The organism is Paenibacillus sp. P36, from assembly GCF_045866505.1.
GTDB lineage: Bacteria > Bacillota > Bacilli > Paenibacillales > NBRC-103111 > Paenibacillus_E > Paenibacillus_E chondroitinus.
In genome coordinates this window covers 4,319,751-4,339,587 of record NZ_AP038372.1, presented here as the reverse complement: position 1 = coordinate 4,339,587, position 19,837 = coordinate 4,319,751, and the positions used below count along the sequence as shown (strand labels likewise).

Here is a 19,837-nt window from a genome sequence, read left to right as displayed (position 1 = left end):
TAGGTTCTTTATTTTTCATCTGTGACTATTCATTTATATAATAATTGTAAATTCGATTATGGAGATACACGTGCAAGACTTTAAATTCCTGGTTACTCATGACCATGCTCATCGTCTTTTTCCATCCTGTGTTAGTTGAGAAATAATTTTTGAGGTGACTATTAAAGTCTTGAAGTAACAAACAAGAGGGGGCATTACACTCGAAAGATCCCATTCGATCGAAGTAAGAATATTGGACAACAACTTTTACAATATGTTGAGGATTATTGTAAGGAAATAAATTGTCATCGAATTATGCTTCTAAGCAATTCATCCCGTGAAAGAGCTCATCAGTTCTTCGAACGAGAAGGATATGATGGATCGGTTAGTAAAGAAAGGGCTGCCCCGGGGCAGCCCTTTGCTACGCTAACGCAGAACTATAGTTTAATCGTAAGAGGTGTAAAATGAAGAGACTTGATTGGATTCCAGTACGGAACATAAGTGATAATGAAAAGGTTTGGGCTGAATAGAAAAAAATATCCTAAATCTAATTATCCGATTGCTTTTTCATGTCTTGTCATCCGACACGTGCTGTCGGGTGACAAGAACATTATCTCATTAAGTGCCGCGAAAATCGCGGCTTTTTTGTTTTATGGGATAAAGTTCTTGTCAAAACCAAATGACAAGAACTTTATCCCATTCCCAATTTTGACAAGAACTTTATCTCATTCCCGACGGAAGGCCAAGGGGGTATTTTCCAAATGATTAAACTAACGGGCAGATTACTTTAGTTACAACATTGACCTTCGGGAAAATACAAGCTCTACTGCGATGCCCAACCGATACATTCTAATCAAAACTTTACCTATACCCTTGGCAAGGCAGCATGTTACCATATTACTGTTGTCCGAAAATTTACCAGTACCGGGGGTATTTTAATATATGAGCATCAACTTAGAAGATTGGATTCATGAAGCCGATTTGCTGAGCATGCAGAAGGCAATGTCTTCGGGTGAATGTACATCCGAAGCTCTCGTGCTTGCATATATCGAACGCATTCATAGGTATAATCCTCTGATCAATGCCTTATTAGAGATCAATCCAGATGCGCTTGAAATAGCAAGGAATCTTGACCTTGAGCGAAATACAACAGGTAGTAGGGGGCCGCTGCACGGAATTCCAATCCTGCTCAAGGATAACATCGATACGTACGACCGGATGCATACGAGCGCTGGTTCAATCGTATTGGCTGAGTCGTTTGCTCCTGAAGATGCGTTCGTAGCCGCAAAGCTCCGGGCTGCTGGCGCTGTTCTTCTAGGTAAGGCCAATATGACCGAGTGGTCGAATTTTATGTCCAATCGTATGCCAGCTGGATACAGTTCCAGAGGAGGATATGTGTTGAATCCATATGGACCGGGCAAGCTCTTCGTCAGCGGATCAAGTTCAGGATCGGCTGCAGCCGTAGCGGCGAACCTGACAGCAGCAGCGATCGGAACAGAAACCGCAGGTTCGATTATTGGGCCGGCCAGCCAACACTTTCTCGTCGGAATAAAACCTACTGTAGGGCTTGCGAGCCGCAGCGGCATTATCCCGATTTCTATAAGTCAGGATACGCCAGGACCGATTTCAAAGACAGTCACTGATGCAGCGATTCTACTTGGGGCACTCGTCGGGATTGACGAAAACGATAAGGCAACTTGGACTAGTCCGCATCGTACTTTTCATGACTACACATCGTATCTCGACCCAGACTTTCTGCGTAAAACTCGCATTGGGATTCCCAGACATTACTATCGGTCGTTGGATGAAGAAAGACTCTCCATCATGGAATCCGCCATTAATGTTCTGCGTGAGCAAGGTGCTACAGTTATCGATACTGTGAACCTCCATTTGGAACAGCATCCATGGAACAATGATGTTATCTGCTACGAATTCAAAACAGGCCTGAATCGCTATTTATCAAAGTTGAACTCGGATATGCCCGTGCATTCTCTTCAAGATCTGATAGCTTATAATCAGAAACACGCTGCATCCGCATTGAAGTTTGGCCAAGATAATCTGATTCGCTCGGAACAAAATGCGCTAAACGAGACAACATATCAACTTAAACGACAAGAATATAACCATCCGGCTGTAATGCGAGGGATTGACTATGTACTCGATCAACACGGCTTAGATGCTTTAATGTTACCCGGTGACGTTGATGGCATGTACATTGCTGCCCGGTTAGGGTATCCCCTTATTACGGTGCCCGCCGGTTATTCAGCAAAAGGAACAATTGATGCTGATGGCGATTCGACGCAGGGTCCATTTGGTGTTGTCTTTTCCGGGAGGGCTTTCAGTGAGCCCACGCTAATCAGCATCGCCTATAGTTTTGAGCAGGCAACATTATTCCGTCATCCACCAGAAATGGGCTAAGCTATCGGGAGACGATAGTTGAACGGCTGCCGCGAAGCAGCCTTTATTACGTCAACGGGCAGTTTACTTCCAATATGTGTTAATATGGATTGTAGTGTTATGAGTTTATACTGGGGGATTTAAGCCATGAGTAATGTAAACTTTCTGGAGACAAGATTAGCCAGCAGATATGGAGAAGGTGTTTCAAAGAAGCAACCAACACAGTATTTTCTGACTTAATCATTGATTCGGTATCTTTATTTCAAAGGCTGAAAAAGTACGACCTAATACCTGCCTTTGGTTGGGGTAATGATGAGCATCAACAGCTTATAACTGATTACTTTTTATTTAAATATCCTTTTGAATTAAAATATCATAGGTATCCAATATTGTTTTGTCCGCAGTGTGGTGATTTAGAATGCGGATATATTTCTGTAGCTATTGATAAAAAGTCAAATATTGTTGAGTGGAGTAATTTTTACTTAGAACATAATAATCAACCACTCGATATTGGACCTTTCCACTTTAAATGGGATAACTACAAATCAGCAATAGAAAGAGCTTATGAAATCGGTCGATTACTCTAACGAAAGAACGTTAGCCTAATCTTTTCTTGAATACACCGCGGAGTTTGGGGGTTAAATATGTCTGTTAGTGTGTATAGAATGAATCAAGAGGATAATTCATTTGAACTAGGTTATGAAATACCAATCTCTAACGAAGAATTCTTTACAAAGTTTTGGCAAACAGCAATTGAGGAGCTAAAAATAAATAGTATTCAGAATGGAGTAGAATTAAGAAAAGAACAGTTGGAATCTACACTTCTGGAACTAAAACATTTGAGAATATGGGCACATGCTAATCTGGAAAATAATGATTTGGAATATATGGTGACAAGGATTGATTTGCTTATAAAAAAGTTACCCATTAGCTTTATAACGGAAAACACCATTTTGTGGATTGGGTGAATTTATTATTTTCAATCATTCGTTACGCTAACGAGGAACGTTTAATCTATATTAATGATGAAAAAACTTAAGCAAACAATTAAATAAGGGAATTTAAAATCTATGACTAATTTAAGATTCAAAGATGATGGTGAAAAAATTTATAATTTTTTATTCAATTATACCATTCTCATTGAGTGTCCCCATTGTAAGAAATGTGCTAAAGGGTTAAGGAAAAGTGATGGTAAGTTCGGATACATTCTCCAATGCAAACGTTGTGGCGCATTAAGTGATCCAGTAGTTGGTACGTGGGGGAACGGGACTTTTATGGGTTTGAATCTTTGGTTAAGAACAAATTGTTGTGGGAATGTACTTTGGGCTTATAACAAAGAACATTTAGATTTTTTGGATAGCTATATTAATTCTTCCTTACGTGAAAGAATACCCAATAAAAATCAGAGTTTGGCAAGCAGGCTTCCTGATTGGATTCAGAGCGGAAAGAATCGTGAAGACCTGTCAAAAGGAATTGCAAAATTGCACAATAGCTTGAATTATAGTGACAAAAGAGTGAGTCCATTGCGCTCTCTCAGGACACTATAGTTTAATCAAGATTGAAGGCTCAAAGATCGTAAGAATAGAACTGGAGAATGACTTCCTAGGCTGTGAGGAACGAGGGGTTAAGTTTATTGAAAGAAAATTAAGTTTTAATTGGGGCTGCTGTTTTTAATGTGTCCCTGATGGGAATCAGATTGAGTTAGGAGAACTAAATAACTGTCGGGTGACAAGAACATTATCTCATTAATTGCCGCGTGAATCGCGGTTTTTTTATTTTATGGGATCAAGTTCTTGTCAAAACCCAATGACAAGAACTTGATCCCATTCCCGACGAAAGGCCAAGGGGGGTATTTTCCAAATGATTAAACTAATGGGAAGATTACTTCCAATATGTGTTAAAATATAGTGTGTAGGTAAGTCTTGTAGCAGGAGGGATTACAATGAATCGGTGGGTGGGTGCAGCAGCTATATGTGTCAATGCTAATAGACAATTACTTATGGTACTTCAAGGTAAACCAGAAGAAGAGAAACGATGGTCGGTGCCGTCTGGTGGGAAAGAAGGAGATGAAACCCTAGAAGATTGCTGTATTAGGGAAGTTTATGAGGAGACAGGTTACCGCTGTAAAATTAACAGAAAAATAAAGGATAAGGCAGGGGCATTTGGTCCAGTTGAATTCCATGTTACATATTTTGAGGTTGAAATTTTAGGTGGCGGACCAACAATCCATGACCCTGATGGACTTATATATGAAATTGCTTGGAAGACCTATGAGCAGCTACATGACCTGCATTTTTCCTTTCCTGAAGATAAAGAGTTCTTGTTACAGTACATCGAACAAAGAGCATTGCACTAACGTAGGAACGAAAATTAAACATTCGGGGAGCAAAACGCCGCGGCCGACAGTTGTTCCCTTTTTCATTGAACTAATACGATTGGCATGATAGCTCAGAAACACGTGTTAGTTAAGGAAAGGAAAACAACTATGACAAGTAAATTTGGTTTTTTCGAGCAAGGGAATTGTGATGACTTCAAACGTTTTGAAAGTTATGCAAATTCAAATGTATATCAAATACAGAATACAGAGCACTATTCTAGAATCATTGTCTGGTCAACTGATGCGATTGGTACTTTGAAGAATTTAGTAAGAGCAATGCAAGAGCCTTATTTTATTCTTTATATCCTCAATGTGAGCAGGACAGATCAAGATATAGCTCGATATCAAAGTCATGAATTACCTTTATTGGACGTTGAAAGACGGCTAGCGGGAAAACGGAAAATTTCTGTTGTTTCTGGAGAAAGAGCGGAGCAAGTAATAAATGTCGGGTGACAAGAACATTATCTCATTAATTGCCGCGTGAATCGCGGTTTTTTTATTTTATGGGATCAAGTTCTTGTCAAAACTCAATGACAAGAACTTGATCCCATTCCCGATTTTGACAAGAACTTTATCTCATTCCCGACGGAAGGCCAAGGGGAGTATTTTCCAAATGATTAAACTAACGGGCAGGATAGTTCCAATATGTGGTAAAATGAAATTAAAAGCTTAGAGGAGGCGTTTAAACTTGAAATTAGCTAAACTATCTCTTATAAGTGGACTCATTGTTACCTTAATTATTTTTATTTTATCATTATTTCTAAACAATGGTTTTAGTCAACGAATATCGGGCGGCATTGGTTTAATCCTAATTATCACTACAATCCTTACAAGTGGCTCACTGATATCAGGTGACCGCCAAAGAGCTAATGATAGCACTGAAACCACCAATGATAAAAAGCAAAGGGACAGTATCTCTATAGCATGTTTTCTTGCAGCTATCCCGATTTTAATTCTTTGGGGATATCTAAAGTACTTTAAGTGAAAATCGATTAAGTTAACGAGGAACGTTAGTTCTATCACATAAACATGAAGGTAGCGGCTACGTGGCGTGCTGCCTTTTTTCATATACAAGGAAAGATAAAAGGATATAAAGGAATTTGAGTGGATAGTTAGAAATACTTTAACAATAAATTAAACGAATGGGGAAGTATAATGGGCTATGTAGAAGACTTAAGAAAAATTGTAGGTACTACTCCATTAATTCTTGTTGGCTCGGTGGTTATTATCATCGATGAAGAAAATAGAATTTTATTGCAAAAACGAATGCATCATCCAGTAGGACGTTATGGATTACCTGGCGGGTTAATGGAATTAGGGGAGTCTACAACAGAAACAGCTCAAAGAGAAGTGTATGAAGAAACGGGACTGAAAGTTAGAAATCTTAATTTAATTGATGTTTTCTCTGGTAAAGAGAATTTTATTAAAGCTCCCAACGGTGATGAATTTTATGTAGTTGTTACAGCTTATTGGACTAAGGAGTTTTGTGGTAATTTAAGAATTAATGATACAGAATCCATGAGTTTAGAGTTTATTAATGTTGATGATCTGCCTGACAACATAGCGAAAAGTCACAAAGCAATAATTCATAAGTACAGAACTTTGTTAACCTAACTGGGAACGTTAGCATAATAATCAGGGAGCAGATCACCATAGGCCGGCAGCTGTTCCTTTTTTATTTTAGGTAACTGCCAGTTATGCATAAAAAGTTAATCATAGTGCAATTTGAATATGGTAATATTAGGGATATGCTGGCTTTTCTAAAACTTATATGGTTTGTGAAAAGGGGAGAATCCTGTGAACAAAGGGGTCAATGATAAATTATCAAATGCTCTAAAAAGTATCATGATAATGGTGCTTGTACTAACCATCATCATTGGGTGCACATCACAAGAGGCTGTGGTTGATAATGACCAGCCAGAAAAGTCAGGACAAACTCCAAATAAACAGTCGGGATCGCCATCATTATCTGAGGAAGATGGAACTATTGTGTTTAAAGAATTGGTAGATGTAGCTGGCCAAAACCCGAAGATTAATATTTATAAAATATTTTATATAAGTGATGGAACAAAGGTAGAAGCATTTTTAAGTGAACCAAAAGAGTCAGGTAAGTACCCACTTCATGTAACACTGCATGGTGGATGGGCTTATGAGCGACCTAACAAAACGCATGACTCTTTTGGGTTTCAGGCTGAGAGTTTGAAAAACGCTCCTGAAAATGTGGTCAGAATTGCACCGCAATATCGGGGTTATATGGGGAGCGAGGGTTCTGTTCAAGGGCTCGCGGGGAACACTTTAGATACACGGAATGCGATCAAAGCCGCCATGTCATGGGAAAATATATTGACCGATTCAATATATTTGACAGGTGCTTCCATGGGAGGTGGCGTGGCATTGCGAACTGCATCGGAACGTAAGGACATCAAAGCTGTAGTTGCGGTTAGTCCTTTTGTCGGGTGGGATACGATCATCCAATGGATGGATAATAATACCAATGGAGTCTGGCCTGATAATGTTCAAAAGGAAAGAAAACTAGCCAATGAATATAAAGACATTTTCAGCAAAAATCCCGGCAAGGAAAAAGAAAATTCATTACTTGACCGAATCCCAGATATTCAGTCTCCTGTCCTTTTATTGCAGGGTACCGCAGATGAAAGTGTAGTATGGCAAACAGTTCAAGAATTCGCCAACCGTATGAAAGAAATGAATAAGACCGTAAAGTTGATCTTATATCCGGATGGTGGTCACGGCTTAAAAGATCTGTACCAAAATGAAACTAGTAAAGAGATTGACAGTTGGTTAACCGAATATGGTTTGTCTCAGATATCCAAAAATCCGCAATAGTTGGTATCATCGCAGATTAAACTAACGGGAGACGTTTGTTTAATACACAATAATGGGAGGCTGCCGGCACGATCGGCAGCCTTTCGCTCACCTAACGGGCAGGATTGCGTGGTGACTACGCAGAATTATTATTCATCATTTATAGGATGGGTGACCGTAATGAAGGTGCTAATTAAAGAGGAATTGATCGAGTTAGTAAGGAAAATTATGAACGTTGAAGGTAGTGAGGAAGAAATCGATAACATGATCGAACTCCTCAAATCTAACGTCCCGCATCCTGAAGTTAGTGATTTAATTTACTGGAATGAAAATGAACTCACAGCAGAGCAAGTGGTTGAACAAGCACTAAGCTATAAGCCCATTCGGCTACAATCATTGCGTTAACGGGATACGATAGTGCTACCACGTAGTAGCTTATCACTCACTAAACGAGCAGTTATTCGCAAGGGATATTATAGAATGAGGTGAATTCTGTGGGATATTGCCGCCTTAGTGGTAAAGCGGTTCATTATAAAAATATAAAAGAAATTACTCCTCAGGGTTTATACTACATTGATGAAGGGGATACACACTATATCGATTTTCTTGAGTGCAGAAAAAATTTTGTGAATTATGTAAATTCATCTAACGACTTTACTATAACAGACTTAAAAGAAATTGAATCGAAATGTGTTGCTTGGCGCTGTATGTTGCAAATTGAATTTTTTAGTGAACCAAGAATAAAGATAATAATTCCTTACAAAAAAACGCTTTGGGAGAGAATTACAAAGCGAAACTCTCGTAAGTGTACTCGCATTTATTTAGACTTACTATATCGAATCCGGGATAACGGATGGTCAACATTTGACTTAAGTTAGCTGGATATTCGCTGAACGAACTGGGAACGTTAGTTCAACACATTATTGAGCAATTTACCTGGCGGCAGCTGCTCCATACCTTTAAGCTATAAGCCAAAGGGTAGCAAAATGATATGTAAATTAGGGGAAAAAGGTATTATCAGTGTTGCGACGAAAGGTTTAAGAGTTAGAAGACTTTATGAATTGCTTTGAGTGTTATTTCTTTTTATATTGGGGGAATTTATGGGAGCCTGGGGATTTGGAATATTTGAAAATGATGAAGTTCTTGATTGGAAATGGGATTTGATTGAGGCGAATCATATTTCTATTATTAAAAATACTTTTGATGCAGCATTAGAATCTGATTATATTGAAGCAGATCTTGCTTCTAGTGTTGTTGGAGCAGCAGAAGTAATAGCAGCTTTACTTGGAATACCGGGCGAGGAAATAAAGTCTGGTTCCAGTTACACTTTGGGATTGGAAGATTGGCTAAACGCTCATAAAGGACAAGGAGTTGAAATGCTTGAGCCTGCTTGTCATGCAATCGCAAGAGTAAAAAGTAAATCAGAACTGTTGGAGCTATGGGAGGAGACAGGCGACTCGAGTGAATGGATGGAAATTGTAGAGAATTTGGAAGCCAGACTAAAATCTTTACTGATAAATAATAGATAAATTTGATGAATACTAAGGACGAGGCTGCCGGTACGATCGGCAGCTCTTATTACGTTAACGGGCAGAATACCATTGAAATAAAAGGTGAAAATTGTGAATATATAGTAGAATATATACAGTCAAGTGAGTAAGTAAGTTAATAAAGAAACAATTAGGGGGTTAACGTTAGATGAGTGAATTTAGTGAAAGTTATCATCTTAAGACTTTGGATCAAACGAAAGCAGTAACTCTTTTACGAGACTCTGAAATGACAGGGTATATTTTCAGTGAAAAAAATGGGTGGATTTCCTTTGTAGTTGATCATAGAGGGAAAAACACAAATGATGTTTTAAGTGATAGTAATCCAAGCATATTAGTTCATTACGTTTACCTCGAGGACCATATGTGGTCATTAAGGGTCTATAACAAAGATGAACTCGTATTTGATTATAAAGCAGACTGGGCAGGAGAAGGTCTGGTAATAGAAAAAGATCTATTTAATCTCGAACATTTGGAAAATTTGATTTTAGAGCAGGGAAACTCTATTAGCGATCTTGAACAAATCTTCGATTTTAAAGATAGCAAAATAAACTATGAAAACCCACCTTCTTATCTAATAGCACAAAGAATTGGATTAACTAATTATGAGTGGGTGTCATCAGATAATTTAAGCGGATATAGCGATGATCAATTAGAAGAAATGGAAATTCTAGTTATTGAATAGTTAAACCGCGTAAGGTTGGTAGGCGCTGCGTTAACGGGCACTATAGCTTAATAAATACATTGCGGCAGCCGGTCATGACGATCGGCTGTCGTTTCCATGCTAACGGGCAGCATAACGTAACAAATTGTATATTAATAAGAGTAGCCTGTAGGGGGTAGTTAAATGGATTTTCTTATAAAACCATATGAAAGTGCTGGTCCAATTTCGTTGGGTATGACAAAAGAACAAGTCAGGAGCGTAATGCCTGAGAAGCCAGATGAAAAGCATGATATTCGGGGAGCATATACTGACTTTTTTGGTAATTCGGTAGTTTTTGTTTACTACACGCAAGAACATGGAATTTGTGAAGCTATTGAATTTTGTCAGCCAACAAAAGCAGTATTCAATGGAAGACCATTAAATGGGGTTCCTTTTATAGAAGCAAAGCAGTGGTTGGAACAATTTGATAATGCATTAGAAGATGAAGAGAATGTGGGAGTTACATCAAATAAACTTGGTATTGGACTATACGCACCTGATTATGATGAAGACGAGGGACCTGGAGCACTCGTAGAAGCAGTAATTGTTTTTAGAAAAGGGTATTACGACTAATGGTTTCATAACACTCATTGAACTAACGAGGAACGATATTTCAACTACGACATGACGGCAGCCGGCATACGATCGGCTGTCGTTTTCCGTTGAAGTAACGGGCAGAATTCTTCAGTAAATGGTAATTATCTGTTACTATATATTGGTATGCTTTATCAATGAATTCATAAAAATGCGAGGAGAATTGAATGATTTACTCGATCGAAGATTTGATTAATCTCTATGAAAAAGGAGAAAGAAGAAAATTTATTTTCTTCTGGGGTCATACACCTCTTTCTGATGGAAGTATCAACCAGAGTTGCTTCAGTCAGTGGTGGAATTGTCAGTTCATTGTTGACGGCGAATCCTATAGTTGTGCAGAACAGTTCATGATGGCAGAAAAAGCAAGGTTATTTGGCGATAGAGCTATGTTAAAAGCAATTATGAATGCGCGGCATCCTAAAGAGATGAAAGATTTTGGTCGATTAGTGAAGTCCTTCGATGGGGCTATTTGGGAAAAGCACTGTTATGACATTGTGAAACGTGGAAACTATGCGAAATTTGAGCAAAACTCAGATCTTTGGAATTACATGAAAACTACAAAAAATCGAATATTGGTCGAAGCGAGTCCTGTTGACCCTATCTGGGGTATTGGGCTAGCAAAGGACAACCCAGACATAGAAAATCCGTTGAAATGGAAAGGGAGAAACCTGCTTGGATTTGCATTGACCGAAGTACGCGATCAATTATTGCAATTAAACCAGGGCTGAATCCCTAAAGAGTATTATGGGTGAGCACTCGTTCAACTAACGGATAACGTTAGTTGAGTAAATGTAACAAGGATGAAATCTTATTTTCATATGGTCATAATGAATCAATCCTATAATAAAACAGATCCCCTTTAAAATATAAATAGTTATGATCCACAGTCCGTTGCTGAGGGTTACTTTTTGTTATTTAGAATAAGGGCAGGATAATTTAACCAGATGTTGAATTTTAAAGCTTAAAGGTCAGAACATTAAAAGGAACATTATGAATTTATACCTAAATATTGCCCTTGGATTTCTAATTTTATTGGTTATATTAGCTCTTATCTACGGTAAGAAAGAAATTGATAACTCAAATGCAATTACCGCATCCATATGATCTTTTTGTAAGGTGTTAACGCAGGAATGATAGCGTAATTAATACAGATAGCTGAATAGAATGCAACATGGAGTTGCCGCAAGACATTGCCGGCAGCTTCTTTACGCTATTGGGCACTGATGCTGCATAATTAAAATATTACTTAGTAAAGTTGGGATCATGCCTAAGACAAATAAGATTACACCCAAATACGTAGCAAAGGATGATGGCTATGGAGAATATATTTTCTGATGTAATGCTTGATAAGATAAAATTTATTGATAACCGGCAAGACATCCAGTTTGAGTTTTATGACAGTGAAAATGGTAATGATTTAGGAAAAGTTATTTGTGAAAAAATCTTTTTATTTAATTGTCATACTGCATTTGAGCCCAACGAAGAGAGTTTTCCATGTTTTGTTTTAGATGTTAATATTCATGAGTTGGAAAATGATGATATTGTTTTAAAGTTTAAAAAATATAACTATGGATATTCTGGAGGAGATAAGCCTATCATTCCTAAAAGTGCGGCTTATCATTTACTGAAGATTGAAGGCGGACCTATTGATATTACAGTAATTTGTGAAAGAATTGAAATTAATACAGTATAGACTATTTGTTTAAAATTTAATTGCCCTTGAAAAATGGTGAAATGGGAAAAGGTTATTGTCAAAACCCAATGACAAGAACCTTATCTCATTCCCGATGGATTGTAGGAGTGTGGAGGACCTTAAACGATTAAGCTAACGGGCAGTTAAGCGTAATAAAAAATTGCCGAAAGCCTCCCAATTAATGTAAAATGAAACGAATTGTTGTTGTTCTTTTGGAGATAGTTAAATAACATGATCAAAAGCCGGCCATTGGAGAGCCGGCTTTTACTATAAAAAAATTGTTTCGTCTCCGGAGTGAGAGTTTTCGCTAATATTACTCGTCTATATTGTATAGAACTCCAAGGAGGCTTAGCAGTGGAGGAATGTGTAGATGGAAATGAGAAAGATCGTGAAATGCAATGGATTAGTAATGTACTTGATGGCCGTAAAGAGGATTACGCCTTTGTTGTGAACCGATACAAAAATAAAATATACGGCCTACTGCGGGGAATGGGGGCGGATCACCAGGATGCCCAAGACTTGACTCAGGAGACCTTTATTAAAGCATACCGTAAACTGGCTTCGCATGACACAAATAAAAGCCTTGCTGCATGGTTATATACCATAGCGGCTAACCTGCTGAAGGACACTCTGAGAAGATCACGTCCCACAGAGTGGCTAGCGGATCCCCCTCCCGACCATTTGCCTGGTAAAAATCCGGAAATGGTTCTGCTTCAGGAGGAACAGCGCACGGAGGTTCAACTTTTAATTCAGCAGTTGCCACTTAATTATCGAATCGTGTTACTGCTGCGCTACACAAACGACTTGAGTTACGAGGAAATGAGTGAAGTATTGGATGTACCTCTTAACAAAATTCAAAATGATCTTTATCGGGCTAAAAAGAGATTAAAAAAAATGATGACTGTCAAGGAGGTGAGGACCGATGGCATGCTTAAGCCCCGTTGAGATGGAGGAATACCTCCTGGAAGCTCCTTCTTCCCATAATCAACAAATGGCCGAGCATATCGACAACTGCCCGAGGTGCCGTTCCCTTTACCTTGAGGAACTTGAACAGCAAGCAAGATGGTCTCAACAGTTGTTCTCGGAAGCTTTATCTGATTCGTTCACCTCCAAAGTAATGGCAGCGCTGGAGAAAGTAGATCTAGATACGATGAAAGAATCATTGCCTGGCACAATGACGACGATCGTAGGCTCCGATGAGTCCGTGACCATCAAAGAAATTCTACCAACAGATGCTGGAAAAAGCATTTTCAAGCTAAGAGGCGCATACTATTGGAAGCTAATAATCGGAGCGGCTTCGTTACTGATTCTTTTAAGTACCGTGATTATGTATTCCGGGCCAACGCTGGCTGAGACTCTCCGTTCCCTTTTTACGCGTGATAACGTCGATATCGGACTGCTCCGGGCGCAAGAGTTTGGTCTGGTGGAGCATCCGAACATAAAGGTAAAAGATAAAGGCTATACTGTCAAAATTGATGAAGCGGTAGCAGACCCTACCAGAGTTATCCTGGCACTACAGTTGTTCGGACCAGATGGAAAGCATGAAAGAGAAATGATTGCTTTTGCTTTAGAAAATAGCATTAAGATTAGGGACGATAAGGGGCAAATCGTCGGAGATATGTATGATATGGGAAAGACGAATGATTTTTACTATCTGGTTGCGAACTTTAGAGAGCCTCTTCAAACGGACCGAATTACGATAGAAGGTCGAATTACTCAGTTGGGCAACACAAGCGCAAATGTCCCCTCTATTGAAGGAAAATGGAACTTCGATTTTTCTATCGATATGAAAGAAGCTAAGAAAAAAACGACTGTTACCCCATTAAAGGGAAGTTATTCAGCTCCGGACGGAATGACGATTCGCTTGAAGAGGTTGACCCGAATGGTGCAGGGTATTCGATTAGAAATCGATACAGAGCTCAATGAGAAAGCGTTAGCCCGCTCTCCAGGTGAATTGTGGAAGCAACAAGGCTTGAAGTTTCATTTCGAGGATATGCAGGGGGATGAGATTCATAGTGTTAACGCAAGAAAGGGGCAGCATAAAGAGAGTTTAATGGCGGAGTCTCATATCCCCGGCGACAAAGATGGATTGATGCATTGGAGCTATACGTTCAAATATTTACCTCAAGAAACCCCCTACACTTTCGTGTTGGATGGTTATTTTGTCTCAGAACGTGATGGTGTATCGGTCGAGTTTGAATCTACCAAATTGAAAGATCAACCAGTTCCTTTCCGATTTGACGGTGATGAACTCATGTTACAAGATTTCACAGTAGAATCCCCACCGAATACAAATGGAAAAGAAGCCGAAGGTTCCTTACATCTGACCGGAAGATTACGGAATGAAGATAGCTACAGCCAATGGATACTAAGAGTTCCTAGTAGCAACAAAGATTATATGATTACTAGACGCGGTGCCTCGACCACGGAAGCATCAGATTGGAAAGATGGTTATATTATACTGGGTGGAGCAAATTTAGGAGGGGCATTCGATTTCCGTGCCAAAGGACTAACCACAATACCGGATCGAATTCAGTTGATTCGAAAGGTAGTGGATCGACTTTATACCAACGTAGATTGGTCTATAACGATGAAGGAGGAAGTCAAGACGCAGTAAAATGCATTGTTAAGCTAAACAATCCTGTAGAGCTTAAGAAATGAGCTTTGTAAAAAAAGGAGCTCCTCGGTATGATGGGTTTGTCGAGAACACACATCAGGGAGGAGCTCTTACTATGAAGTTTAAGGAAATAGACGCACAAAATTAACGGGTTGAACAAACTACTACCTCGCATCTTGTAATAGGGATCGACATGGCTAAAGAAATACATGTCGCACAAGCAACAAATTTCCGCGGAATAGTGGTTTCGAAACGTCATCTCTCATTCTCCAATAGCGTTGAAGGGTTTGAAAAACTGAGTCGCTGGATGAGTGAATTACTGCAGAAACATCGATTAAATAGGCTCATTATCGGAATGGAACCCACAGGGCATTACTGGTTCAACCTGGCCAACTGGTTAACAGATAAAAACTTGCATGTAGTCATGGTTAATCCAGCAACGACGAAGAGAAATAAAGAAAACCGGGATAATAGCCCGTCAAAGAATGACCCAAAAGATGCACTGACCATTGCAGATTCCGTCAGCCGGGGTTTCTATTACGAGTACACGCGCCAGTCACATGAGTTCCAGCGCTTGAAGACCTTGATGAGTGACCGAGAATTTTGGGTGACGAATAGTGTACGTCTGCAGAATCGAATCGTACGCTGGCTGGACATTCGTTTCCCAGAATATCCTTCGATGTTCAAAGACTGGACCTGTAAGCGTTCATTGGCGACTCTCAAGACTTTCCCTTGTCCGCAGGACCTTGAGAAGCATACGGTAGCCGATGTCTTTAGTGCTTGGAGAGTCCATATGCAGCGCGCCGGGGGCACTACGGGAACCGAGAAGGCAGCGCTACTGATCGCACAAGCTAAACGAAGTGTTGGAGAACGAGTTGCTGTTGACGAAGCGAAAGCAGATTTAAAACGGCTCATTGAAGAGTTTGAGCGTGTGACCTCCATGCTAGAACAGATTGAAAAGGACATCGAAGCACTGCTTTCGGAGATTCCAATGGTGCAGCAGCTTCGTACCATAAAAGGGCTTGGGAAGATTTTCACCGCGGCCATATTGGCTGGTACAGGGGATTTAAGGCAATACGCGCACGGACGTCAGGTTTTACTGAAGGCTGGCCTTAATTTAGCTCAAAGTAAGTCTGGAAAACGAAAAGGACAAATTGTACTTTCGAAACGAGGAGACTCCACCTTGCGAAAATATCTCTACCTGGCGACGGTTCAACTTGTTTGGAATAATCCCGTTTTCCGCCATCTGCATGAACATAATGTGCATGAGAAAATGATGAAAAAGCAGCAGTCCATCTTTAAGTTGATTGGGAAACTAGCACGGATCTTGGTTGGTATTGTTCAACGAGGAGAAGAGTTTACGCCAGAGAAAACGGTTTTGAATTGGACAGAAGAAGCTTAAGCTAGAAGTATCACGTATATTGACTCATTCGCGGGATTTCACAAAGAAAGCACGAGGACCGAGTTCGTTCTCCATAAGGGCTATGACCCATCCGCTAAACGCTATCGGTCTCCACACCTTGGACAAGTATGACGAAGGATTGTAAGGGCAATGACCCGTTGAGTCATGGGAGGTGAACGCCAAGGGATCAGTGGAGTATGTGTGCAGTAGAAACTGATTGGGGAATATTTCCTAATAGTCCTCTATTTCCACATGCCCAGCCCGCCATCTCAATCCGGTTCATCTGTTCACTATCCTAAGATTGATCTGATCTAAGGTGTTGAAATCCTGCGAATAAGTGAGTATATGTGAGATAAACCCTTAAAACCGAGGGACGGTGAACGATAGCTTAATGCTATACAGAAGAAGCTGCCGCGAGACCGTACTAGTAGCTTCTTAAATATTCATAGACCAGGACGAGGAGGATGAGAGATGGCAATTGTACGATTAGCAACTTTAGACGATGTAGATGAACTTGTTCAAATGCGTTGGGATTTTTCTATAGAGGATTACGGAGTTAGTACGGTTAGTTTCAGTGAGTTTCACCATACTTGTAGCGAGTTTCTAGTTAAAGCCTTTGAAAGCGGAGATTGGTATATTTGGTTAGCAGAAGTTGAAAGAAAGATAGTATCACATATGTACTTACAGTTGATACATAAAGTACCGAGACCGGGGAAAACTCAAGATCCTTACTACGGATATGTTACTAATGTCTATACTCGTCCAGCTTTCAGAAGCCAAGGCATTGGAACAGAAATACAAATGAAAATGGAAAAGTGGTCCAAGGAAAATGATGTAGAGTTCCTTATTCTTTGGCCAAGTAACACTAGTGTTGAGTTCTATGAAAGAAATGGATTTGCTCGATGTGAAGAAGCAATGGAAAAACATTGGTGATGACAAGCTACACCTGGAGATGGAATCTCTACATGGGCACCAGATTCGTTCAACTAACGGAGAACGTTCAACGTGTCACTGTTTTTATTAATTTGTCATATGTATTTCAAAACTAATTTGTAATTCTAAACAATTTGACCCATAATCCATTTCAAAACTTTATTTGTCAGATTAATTTTCACGAAAAAGCCTGCAAACCCATATGTTTTCAGGCTTTATTCATTTCAAATAAAGTTTTGAAATAAAAAAGCGTTCACTCAACAATTCTGGGTGAACGTTTTTTTACTTATTATGAGCATATTTATATGTTTAACAAATTAGTTGATGCGGGGAGTTGATTAAACGGGTTAGTTGAATGGATTGTAAAAATGATAACGTTAGGGCTAACTAGCAATGAAGGCACAAAGGATTTTTCCTTTTGGCAAAAGAAGTCTATACGGATAGAAACTTATCTTAGTAATCGACCGAATTCCCTCTTAAATAAATTATTTGCCCGTGGGACTTGGATACCGAAAGCTATTCAGTTCATCCCCCGGCTACCGCTATCTTACGGTCTCAAAAAAATGAGGTCGACCAGAAAGTTCTGGTGACCTCTAAATACGGAATGTGCATCAAAGTAAGGGCTTGGTTATACTTCTTTAAAAATTATTTCTTTTTGATCCTTAATATCATATGCATCCCAAAAAACATCTGCAATACGATCTGGATCGTAATAGGTTCCTCGTTTAACATAACCATGTACTAAAACCTGTCCTACAAAAATTCCATACGGCGACAATGTTTCACTTAATGAGAGAGCGAGTGAGCGAATTCCAGCTTTTCCTATTGATAATGAGGCATATTCCGGATTCGGCTCAAGAGCAATTGTACCTCCTGTGAAGAACAGAGTTCCATGTTTACGTTCAATCATTTCTGGGATTACTTGTTGGGCACTTGTTAGTGCACCTACTGTATTCACTTTAAAGTCTTCAATTAGTTGTTGCTCTGTTAACGAAAGGGAATCTCCCTGAGTAATATTTGCTACATTGTAGACCAAAACATCAGGTACTCCATACTCCGACTTGATTTGCCCAAAAGCTATTTTCAACGACTTTGGGTCAGAAGCATCGGCGGAAATCCCATAAGAATCAATATTTTGTTCATGAAGTTCTTGTATGCTACGCTTTAACGATTCTTTGGTCCTTGATACGAGAACCACACGAAATCCATTATTACCAAATTTTTTTGCAACACCAGCACTTATTCCTGGTCCAGCTCCAACGATAACGAGTAATGGTTTATTGTTCATTGATCCAATCTCCTTAGGGGGTTTTATTTGCATACGATAATTTGGGATGAAATTAATTATCATGCATCAAACTGTAACTTTTACTTAGCTCCCAATTAAGTTTCTTACTTATGGCTTTACAAAGGCGAAAGTTAGTCCATATTTTTATCGTAGTTTGACACAAACAAATCCTGCTGCTGCCACAGATGCCGTAGCCAGCATTACAGCAAAGATGCTGGCACCCGTAGCCAATCCCAAATAGTCGATCAGGTAGCCTGTACTCACGGGGAGGATGGCGGCAGGGATATACCCACCTATGTTAAGAACAGCGTTGGCTTCGGCTCTGCGATGCTCGGGGACATGCAAGCCGATCAGCGTCAAGCCACCTAGTTGGCCGAGGCCTTGGCCAATACCGGCCAGCACGGCGGCTAATACTAGCGGGGTGGAAACTGATGTATAGACCGCTATTGCCACACAGACCATGGCTAGGAAGACAGACAGCGTGCCTATCAGAAACTGGCTTCGGATGGAGAGCTTCTTAAGGAGAAATTGAACACTTGTCGCCGACAGAAACATAAGACACGCCATTGCGCCGGCGACGAACGGGCTCGAAACGCCCATCAACTTTTTCAGCAATGAGGGGCCAAGTGAGAGAATGAACGACGTCGATGTGATGCCTGGAGCGAAGATAACGATGCCAAGAATAAGGTGCAACCGGTTGGCTTGGGGTACGCTGGGCATCCTAAGCCGCCATTCGCTGTTGCGTGCAGTTGTGCGACTTCGTGGAAGCGATCCTGCAACGGCGAAAGCGCTGGCTAAGATCAAGAGTTGGATACCGAACAGGGGGACGACCGGCCGGGTGAGCGAAACGGCTAAGATGCCCGATAGCAAGGGGCCGAGTCCTGCCCCCAGCACCATGGCGACTGAAGCGGCAAGCGAAGCTGTATGTCTTCGGGAGGTGCCACCGACATCCACGACCGAAGCCATGCCGGCCGATACGATGACCCCAACAGCAATGCCCGACAGCAATCGTGCTAGCAATAATGAGGCGACCGTGGAGGCAGTACCGAATAGGACACAGGCGAGGACCGCAGCCACAAGACCTGGGAACAACACCGGTTTCCGCCCGTACCGGTCAGATATCTGGCCGGCGACAAGCAAGGTCGCGAGCAAACCAGCGATGTATGCGGCGAATATTAACGTTAACGTACCGTTGGAGAACCCCATTTCACGCTGCCAGTGAACATAGAGCGGGGTGACTGAATTGGACAGGACAAAGACTGCTGTCACAAGCCAAGCGGTCGTCCATATCCGCCAATCTCGCGGAGCAGAACCGATATATTCAGCTTGATCGGGAGACATTACCATCTACAAAACCTCCTAGATAAAGAATGGGAAAAGCAAAATTCGCTCTCGAAGTTCATCATAGGGTATAATTTCATATAACTGAAATACATAAATGGAATATATGATATAACCATTAGGTTATGATAGGAGCGTGCACC

The 19,837-nt window shown here is 40.3% G+C and carries 22 protein-coding genes; 20 read left to right on the top strand and 2 right to left on the bottom strand.

Annotated elements, in window-relative coordinates; translation table 11 throughout:
- Positions 1-207 precede the first annotated feature (207 nt).
- The 20 genes from ACKTT9_RS19500 to ACKTT9_RS19405 all read left to right on the top strand — a co-directional run bounded on the left by ACKTT9_RS19500 (position 208) and on the right by ACKTT9_RS19405 (position 17,065).
- Positions 208-447: a GNAT family N-acetyltransferase gene (locus ACKTT9_RS19500; RefSeq protein WP_407873077.1), complete on the top strand. Its 240-nt coding sequence runs from the start codon at positions 208-210 to the stop codon at positions 445-447.
- A 474-nt stretch (positions 448-921) separates the two neighbouring features.
- Positions 922-2,397: an amidase family protein gene (locus ACKTT9_RS19495; protein WP_407872920.1), complete on the top strand. Its 1,476-nt coding sequence runs from the start codon at positions 922-924 to the stop codon at positions 2,395-2,397.
- Between the two features lie 623 nt (positions 2,398-3,020).
- Positions 3,021-3,344, top strand: a complete 324-nt coding sequence (locus ACKTT9_RS19490) for a hypothetical protein (RefSeq protein WP_407872919.1) — start codon at positions 3,021-3,023, stop codon at positions 3,342-3,344.
- A 102-nt stretch (positions 3,345-3,446) separates the two neighbouring features.
- Positions 3,447-3,923 carry a hypothetical protein gene (locus ACKTT9_RS19485; protein WP_407872918.1) on the top strand — a complete coding sequence of 159 codons (477 nt, stop codon included), beginning with the start codon at positions 3,447-3,449 and terminating at the stop codon, positions 3,921-3,923.
- Positions 3,924-4,318: 395 nt separating this feature from the next.
- Positions 4,319-4,732: an NUDIX hydrolase gene (locus tag ACKTT9_RS19480; protein ID WP_407872917.1), complete on the top strand. Its 414-nt coding sequence runs from the start codon at positions 4,319-4,321 to the stop codon at positions 4,730-4,732.
- A gap of 129 nt (positions 4,733-4,861) precedes the next feature.
- Entirely contained in the window at positions 4,862-5,206 is a 345-nt protein-coding gene (locus ACKTT9_RS19475; protein WP_407872916.1) for a hypothetical protein, read from the top strand.
- A 235-nt stretch (positions 5,207-5,441) separates the two neighbouring features.
- Positions 5,442-5,738, top strand: coding sequence for a DUF5316 family protein (locus tag ACKTT9_RS19470; RefSeq protein WP_407872915.1), 297 nt, complete (start codon positions 5,442-5,444; stop codon positions 5,736-5,738).
- A gap of 170 nt (positions 5,739-5,908) precedes the next feature.
- Positions 5,909-6,367, top strand: coding sequence for an NUDIX hydrolase (locus ACKTT9_RS19465; RefSeq protein WP_407872914.1), 459 nt, complete (start codon positions 5,909-5,911; stop codon positions 6,365-6,367).
- Positions 6,368-6,550: 183 nt separating this feature from the next.
- On the top strand, positions 6,551-7,597 hold the full coding sequence (locus ACKTT9_RS19460) for an alpha/beta hydrolase family protein (RefSeq protein ID WP_407872913.1): 1,047 nt from the start codon (positions 6,551-6,553) through the stop codon (positions 7,595-7,597).
- 159 nt (positions 7,598-7,756) lie between these two features.
- Positions 7,757-7,981, top strand: a complete 225-nt coding sequence (locus ACKTT9_RS19455; RefSeq protein ID WP_407872912.1) for a bacteriocin immunity protein — start codon at positions 7,757-7,759, stop codon at positions 7,979-7,981.
- A gap of 89 nt (positions 7,982-8,070) precedes the next feature.
- Positions 8,071-8,454 carry a hypothetical protein gene (locus ACKTT9_RS19450; RefSeq protein ID WP_407872911.1) on the top strand — a complete coding sequence of 128 codons (384 nt, stop codon included), beginning with the start codon at positions 8,071-8,073 and terminating at the stop codon, positions 8,452-8,454.
- Positions 8,455-8,676: 222 nt separating this feature from the next.
- The gene (locus ACKTT9_RS19445; RefSeq protein WP_407872910.1) at positions 8,677-9,105 is read left to right on the top strand and encodes a DUF4259 domain-containing protein; all 429 of its coding nucleotides are present in this window, start codon (positions 8,677-8,679) and stop codon (positions 9,103-9,105) included.
- 169 nt (positions 9,106-9,274) lie between these two features.
- The gene (locus tag ACKTT9_RS19440) at positions 9,275-9,808 is read left to right on the top strand and encodes a hypothetical protein (RefSeq protein ID WP_407872909.1); all 534 of its coding nucleotides are present in this window, start codon (positions 9,275-9,277) and stop codon (positions 9,806-9,808) included.
- A gap of 162 nt (positions 9,809-9,970) precedes the next feature.
- A complete protein-coding gene (locus tag ACKTT9_RS19435) occupies positions 9,971-10,399 on the top strand; it encodes a hypothetical protein (RefSeq protein WP_407872908.1) in 429 nt (142 codons plus the stop codon).
- 188 nt (positions 10,400-10,587) lie between these two features.
- Positions 10,588-11,148, top strand: coding sequence for an NADAR family protein (locus tag ACKTT9_RS19430; RefSeq protein WP_407872907.1), 561 nt, complete (start codon positions 10,588-10,590; stop codon positions 11,146-11,148).
- A gap of 587 nt (positions 11,149-11,735) precedes the next feature.
- Complete coding sequence (locus tag ACKTT9_RS19425) at positions 11,736-12,113, top strand: hypothetical protein (protein WP_407872906.1); 378 nt, start codon at positions 11,736-11,738, stop codon at positions 12,111-12,113.
- 354 nt (positions 12,114-12,467) lie between these two features.
- Complete coding sequence (locus ACKTT9_RS19420; RefSeq protein WP_407872905.1) at positions 12,468-13,058, top strand: RNA polymerase sigma factor; 591 nt, start codon at positions 12,468-12,470, stop codon at positions 13,056-13,058.
- On the top strand, positions 13,036-14,730 hold the full coding sequence (locus ACKTT9_RS19415; protein WP_407872904.1) for a DUF4179 domain-containing protein: 1,695 nt from the start codon (positions 13,036-13,038) through the stop codon (positions 14,728-14,730). Before ACKTT9_RS19420 ends, ACKTT9_RS19415 begins: the two co-directional genes overlap by 23 nt.
- Positions 14,731-14,911: 181 nt before the next feature.
- On the top strand, positions 14,912-16,132 hold the full coding sequence (locus ACKTT9_RS19410) for an IS110 family transposase (protein WP_407873076.1): 1,221 nt from the start codon (positions 14,912-14,914) through the stop codon (positions 16,130-16,132).
- 471 nt (positions 16,133-16,603) lie between these two features.
- Positions 16,604-17,065: a GNAT family N-acetyltransferase gene (locus ACKTT9_RS19405; protein WP_407872903.1), complete on the top strand. Its 462-nt coding sequence runs from the start codon at positions 16,604-16,606 to the stop codon at positions 17,063-17,065.
- 628 nt (positions 17,066-17,693) lie between these two features.
- Here the strand turns inward: ACKTT9_RS19405 and ACKTT9_RS19400 are convergent.
- Entirely contained in the window at positions 17,694-18,353 is a 660-nt protein-coding gene (locus tag ACKTT9_RS19400; protein WP_407872902.1) for an SDR family NAD(P)-dependent oxidoreductase, read from the bottom strand.
- 144 nt (positions 18,354-18,497) lie between these two features.
- Positions 18,498-19,694: an MFS transporter gene (locus ACKTT9_RS19395; RefSeq protein ID WP_407873075.1), complete on the bottom strand. Its 1,197-nt coding sequence runs from the start codon at positions 19,692-19,694 to the stop codon at positions 18,498-18,500.
- Positions 19,695-19,837 lie beyond the last annotated feature (143 nt).